Origin of the sequence: Corynebacterium sp. (genome assembly GCF_012838985.1) — a bacterium.
Classification (GTDB): domain Bacteria; phylum Actinomycetota; class Actinomycetes; order Mycobacteriales; family Mycobacteriaceae; genus Corynebacterium.
In genome coordinates, this window is the sequence record NZ_DUOE01000156.1 from 1 (window position 1) to 4,962 (window position 4,962).

Annotated in this window: 4 protein-coding genes; 3 read left to right on the forward strand and 1 reads right to left on the reverse strand. The window is 67.7% G+C overall.

Annotated features, from left to right (window positions below; all coding sequences use genetic code 11):
* On the reverse strand, positions 1 to 1,075 hold a 1,075-nt coding region (locus GXZ33_RS09095), incomplete at its 3' end, for a Rieske 2Fe-2S domain-containing protein (RefSeq protein ID WP_291340699.1).
* 529 nt (positions 1,076 to 1,604) lie between these two features.
* On the opposite strand from GXZ33_RS09095, the gene catA reads away from it, so the two are divergent.
* From catA to catC, 3 genes are all read left to right on the forward strand, one after another.
* Positions 1,605 to 2,492: a catechol 1,2-dioxygenase gene (gene catA / locus GXZ33_RS09100; RefSeq protein WP_291340701.1), complete on the forward strand. Its 888-nt coding sequence runs from the start codon at positions 1,605 to 1,607 to the stop codon at positions 2,490 to 2,492.
* Positions 2,493 to 2,850: 358 nt separating this feature from the next.
* Positions 2,851 to 3,984: a muconate/chloromuconate family cycloisomerase gene (locus GXZ33_RS09105; protein ID WP_291340703.1), complete on the forward strand. Its 1,134-nt coding sequence runs from the start codon at positions 2,851 to 2,853 to the stop codon at positions 3,982 to 3,984.
* A 199-nt stretch (positions 3,985 to 4,183) separates the two neighbouring features.
* Positions 4,184 to 4,465, forward strand: coding sequence for a muconolactone Delta-isomerase (catC, locus tag GXZ33_RS09110; protein WP_291340705.1), 282 nt, complete (start codon positions 4,184 to 4,186; stop codon positions 4,463 to 4,465).
* Positions 4,466 to 4,962 lie beyond the last annotated feature (497 nt).

Sequence of the window (4,962 nt, forward strand, 5' to 3'; positions counted from 1 at the left end):
ACTGGCGGATGCGGTTGGCGCGGGCCTCCGCGGACTCGCCCTTCGGGGCGATGCAGTAGATGGTGACCTCGGTCTTGTCCACGTCAATCGGGCGGATGTGGCGGATCTGCGAGGAGAACTGGTCCATCAGGTACACGTTCGGGTACAGGCACAGGTTGCGGGACGCGCCGACCATGAACTCGCCCTTCTCCTCGCCGAACTCGGCCTTCAGCTCCTCCTTGCGGTCGTACAGCGGACGGTCGGCGGGGTTGCCCCACCACATCCACAGCAGCATGTGGCCGTGCGGGAAGGAGTGGTAGCCGCCGCCCTGCTTGCCCCAGGTGCCGGCGTCCATGGCACGGGTCTCGTTGGTGGACTCGCCGGAGCCGCGGCGGGAGGTGGTGGCCGCGTAGTTCCAGTGGGTGGAGGAGACGTGGTAGCCGTCGGCGCCGTTCTCGGTCTGCAGCTTCCAGTTGCCGTCGTAGACGTAGGTGGAGGAGCCGCGCAGGACCTCGAGGCCCTCCGGCGACTGGTCGACCAGCATGTCGATGATGGTGGTGGCGTCGCCGAGGTGCTCCTCCAGCGGCGGGACGTCCGGGTTCAGGGAACCGAACAGGAAGCCGCGGTAGCTCTCGAACTTGGGCACGCGGCGCAGGTCGTGGGAGCCGTCCTTGTTGAAGTTCTCCGGGTAGGCGCCGTCCTTCTCGTCCTTGACCTTCAGCAGCGCACCGTCGTTGCTGAACGTCCAGCCGTGGAACGGGCAGGTCAGCGTGGTGCGGTTGTCGGTCTTGCGGCGGCACAGCATGGCGCCGCGGTGGGAGCAGGCGTTGATGAGCGCGTTGAGCTCGCCGTCCTTGGAGCGGGTGATCATGATGGGCTGGCGGCCCATGTACGTGGTGAAGTAGTCGCCCGGGTTCGGGACCTGCGACTCGTGGGCCAGGTAAATCCAGTTGCCCTCGAAGATGTGGCGCATCTCCAGGTCGAAGATTTCGGGGTCGGTGAAGATGCGGCGGTTGACGCGGACGATGCCCTCGTCGGGGTGATCCTCCAGCGCGCGGTCGAGGGTGGTGCGGATGTCATCGAGGGGGGTGCTCATGGCCTGGCCTCCTGGTGATTGTCGGGTGCTTCGCGGGGTGCGGGGCTGTCTTGTCCGTCGGTGCGTCGGGGGCGTGCGGTGCTTTCCGACGCCGGCCCGGCGGTGTTCCCGTGAAGCTGGGGCATGTGCCGCGACCACGCTCCGGGGGACTGCAGGTGGTGCGACCCAACGGTGCGGTCGCCCCGGATGTGTGGTGCGGCTCACTAGCCATCATGAGCGAAGATGAACTGGATCACACTAGGGAGATGCCTAGGGTTGGCCTAGGGGACAGTGTTCGTCGATTGGTCGGCAAATTTACCTTCACTGTTTTGACCTGCGGTGATGTGGCGTGAAATGCGAACATCGGGTGAATTATGTGTGAAATCATGACAATTAGGAGGGTTGACTACCGCTGTGTCCTGACGCACAGTTGGGTCATTCCAGCCGGGCGGACCACCGCTCCGGGCCCCGCCGAACCGCGGTGGCCCTCCGGCCGGAGAAGCACCAGCCCCCTTCCGGGCCAGACGGCCCCGCACCCGAGGAGAGCACCATGACCCAGACGCTCGATCAGAACCAGACCGCCGCCGAGGCCGTGGACCCCACCGCCCACGCCTCCGGCAACGCCGCCACCGACAAGTTCAAGGCGGACCGCGTTTCCGCGGACACCTCCAAGGAGCGCGCCTCCGAGATCTACAAGGACCTGCTCGCCGCCATCGCGAAGGTCGCCCACGACCACCAGGTCACCTACGACGAGTACCGCGTCCTGAAGCAGTGGATGATTGACGTCGGCGAGTACGGCGAGTGGCCGCTGTGGCTCGACGTCTTCGTCGAGCACGAGATCGAGGAGATCCACTACAACCGCCTCGACTACACCGGCACCAAGGGTTCCATCGAGGGCCCGTACTACGTGGAGAACGCTCCCGAGCTCCCCGCCGTCTGCGAGATGCCGATGCGCGACAAGGACCGCGAGGCCACCTCCCTCATCTTCAAGGGCCAGGTCACCGACATCGACGGCAACGGCCTCGGCGGCGCCAAGGTCGAGCTGTGGCACGCCGATGAGGAGGGCTACTACTCCCAGTTCGCCCCGGGCATCCCGGAGTGGAACCTGCGCGGCACCATCGTCACCGACGAGGAGGGCCGCTACGAGATCACCACCCTGCAGCCCGCCCCGTACCAGATTCCGGCCGACGGCCCGACCGGCTGGTTCATCGACTCCTACGGTGGCCACCCGTGGCGCCCGGCGCACCTGCACCTGCGCGTCACCCACCCGGGCCACCGCTCCATCACCACCCAGCTGTACTTCCAGGGTGGCGACTGGGTCGACACCGACGTCGCAACCGCCGTCAAGCCGGAGCTCATCCTGGACCCGAAGCCGGACGCCGAGGGCAACAACGTCGTCGAGTACGGCTTCGCCCTGGACGCCGACAAGGAGAACTAAGCCCTGGGCTCCACGCCCTTGGGGAGTTGACCCTCCCGGGAGGTGATCCCCCCCCCGGAAGCGATGCTCCCGGGAGGTGACCCCTCCCTCACGGTTGCGGCGGACCCACGTCTCCACGCCGCCGCCCCGAATCTTTGCGCAGTTGTCGCCCACCCCCGATCCGCCGTCGCGCGGGTCGGGGCCGTGGCGGTTCAACGCCCGGTCGTCGGAAAGCGCGGTAATCCCCGCAGGCACCGCTTGCACCGTGCTTCCCGCGCGCTATCCCCGAGCTATCCCCGAGCTTTCCGACGCACGCCCTCTGACATCCTGGTCCGGGCCCCGAAACCCGGGCCGCGGCCGCACTCCCGAAAGGACCCCCATGACCAACCTGACCATCGAGCGGGTGACCAGCCGAATCCTGGACATCCCGCTGATTCGCCCGCACGGTTTCGCCACGACGACCGCCACCGCCCAGCCGATCCTCCTGGTGGAGGTCACCACCGCCGACGGCGTCCGCGGTTGGGGTGAAGGCGTCGTGCCCGGTGGCCCGTGGTGGGGCGGCGAATCCGCGGAGACGATGAAGGCCATCGTCGACGGGTACCTCGCCCCGGTCATGGTGGGCCGCCGGCTCGACGAGCTGACCGGCATCATGCGCGACCTTGAGAAGGTGGTGGCCAACGCGCGGTTCGCGAAGGCCGCCGTCGACGTCGCGATGCACGACGCCTGGGCGCGGGCACTCGGCATTCCGGTGCGTGACCTGCTGGGTGGCGCGGTCCGCGACTCCATCGACGTCACCTGGGCGCTGGGTGTGCTGCCCCTGGAGACGGCGCTGGAAGAAATCGACGAGCGCATGAACGGCGTCGGCCACCGCAGCTTCAAGCTGAAGATGGGCGCCGGCGACCCCGCCGAGGACACCGCCCGCGTCGCGGAACTCACCCGCGCCCTGGCGGACAAGGTGCCCGGCGGCGTGTCCATCCGCATCGACGTCAACGCGCGCTGGGACCGCCTCACCGCGCTCCGTCACCTGCCCACGCTTGCCGACGCCGGCGTGCAGCTTTTCGAACAGCCCACGCCCGCACATGACTTGGCGACGCTGCGGGAAATCACCCGCCGCACCGGCGTCCCGGTGATGGCCGACGAATCCGTGTGCTCCCCGGCGGACGCCCTGGCCGTGGTCCGGGCGGAGGCGGCCGACGTCATCGCCGTGAAGACCACCAAGCTCGGTGGCCTGCGCGAATCCCTGAAGACCGTGGCCATCGCGGAGACCGCCGGCCTCGCCTGCCACGGCGCCACCAGCCTGGAGGGCCCCATCGGCACGGCCGCCTCGGTGCATTTCGCCTGCGCCGTCGAGGGCATCTCCTACGGCTCGGAGCTGTTCGGCCCGATGCTGCTGAAGGAGACCTACACCAAGACCGACCTCGTCTACGAGGACGGCAAGGTCCTGCTTCCCGACGGCCCCGGCCTGGGCCTCGAGCCCGACGACGACAAGGTCGCGTTCTACACCCGCGGCTGATCCCGGCGGCCGGGGCCCGAGCTCTCTCTGCCTGGACCCCGGTGTTCCGGGGCCGCTCGGCCTGGACCCCGGTGCCCGCTCGGCTCGGACTCCGTCCTTGTCTCCGGCCCGGATCCCGGCACTCGGGCCGGTCGCCGGCCACGGCGTCGGCAAGCAAACGAACCAACCCGCAACGACCATTAAATAAGGAGAAGAACGAATGGCTCTCTTCCATGTCCGCATGGACGTCAACATCCCGAAGGACCTCGACCCGCAGGTCCGCGACGAAACCATCGCCCGCGAAAAGGCGTACAGCCAGGAGCTGCAGCGCGAAGGCAAGTGGGTCGAGATTTGGCGCATCGCCGGCGAGTACTCCAACTACTCGATTTTCGACGTCGCCGACGCCGACGAACTCCACGACATCCTGTGGAACCTGCCGCTCTTCGGCTACATGAAGTGCACCGTCACCGCGCTGGCCCGCCACGGCTCCAAGGTCGACTAGCGGCGCTGCGGGCGCGGGCTTTCACATCGGATCAATAGCTCGGGATCAGCGCGCCGGCGCCCGTGCGGCTGCCTTTAACTCGGGATCAGTCCGCCCGCGCCCTTTAACTCGGGATCAATAACTCGGGATCAGTCCTTTTCCCCGGCCCAAAAGTCGGGATCAGGGTTGATCCCGAGTTATTGATCCCGAGTTTTGGTTTTGGGGCGGGGCGAACGGGGCGAACTGGGGCGTTTGGCGGGGTCTGATGTCGGGTGTGGGGCGCTGACGGGGTCGGGCGGGATCCTGATGGGGGCGGACGTATGCGCGCCCAGCGGGGCTCGCGTGGAACCGGGGAATCACGTGGGGTGGCGCGCCCGTTGGGGTGGCCGGCCGGGAGTTAGTGCATCTGGATACACCGACGCGATTTCGCGCCCGCAAACGCGCAGGTGGTCAGATCTGCTACTTCTCGCGGTGTATCCAGATGCACTAAGGCGAGCATGAAGAAGACCGCGATCGCA

What these genes read in the sequence shown, in the direction of transcription:
- catA (WP_291340701.1), top strand. Translation starts at nt 1,605, where the DNA reads ATGACCCAGACGCTCGATCAGAACCAGACCGCCGCCGAGGCCGTGGAC.
- GXZ33_RS09105 (WP_291340703.1), top strand. Translation starts at nt 2,851, where the DNA reads ATGACCAACCTGACCATCGAGCGGGTGACCAGCCGAATCCTGGACATC.
- catC (WP_291340705.1), top strand. Translation starts at nt 4,184, where the DNA reads ATGGCTCTCTTCCATGTCCGCATGGACGTCAACATCCCGAAGGACCTC.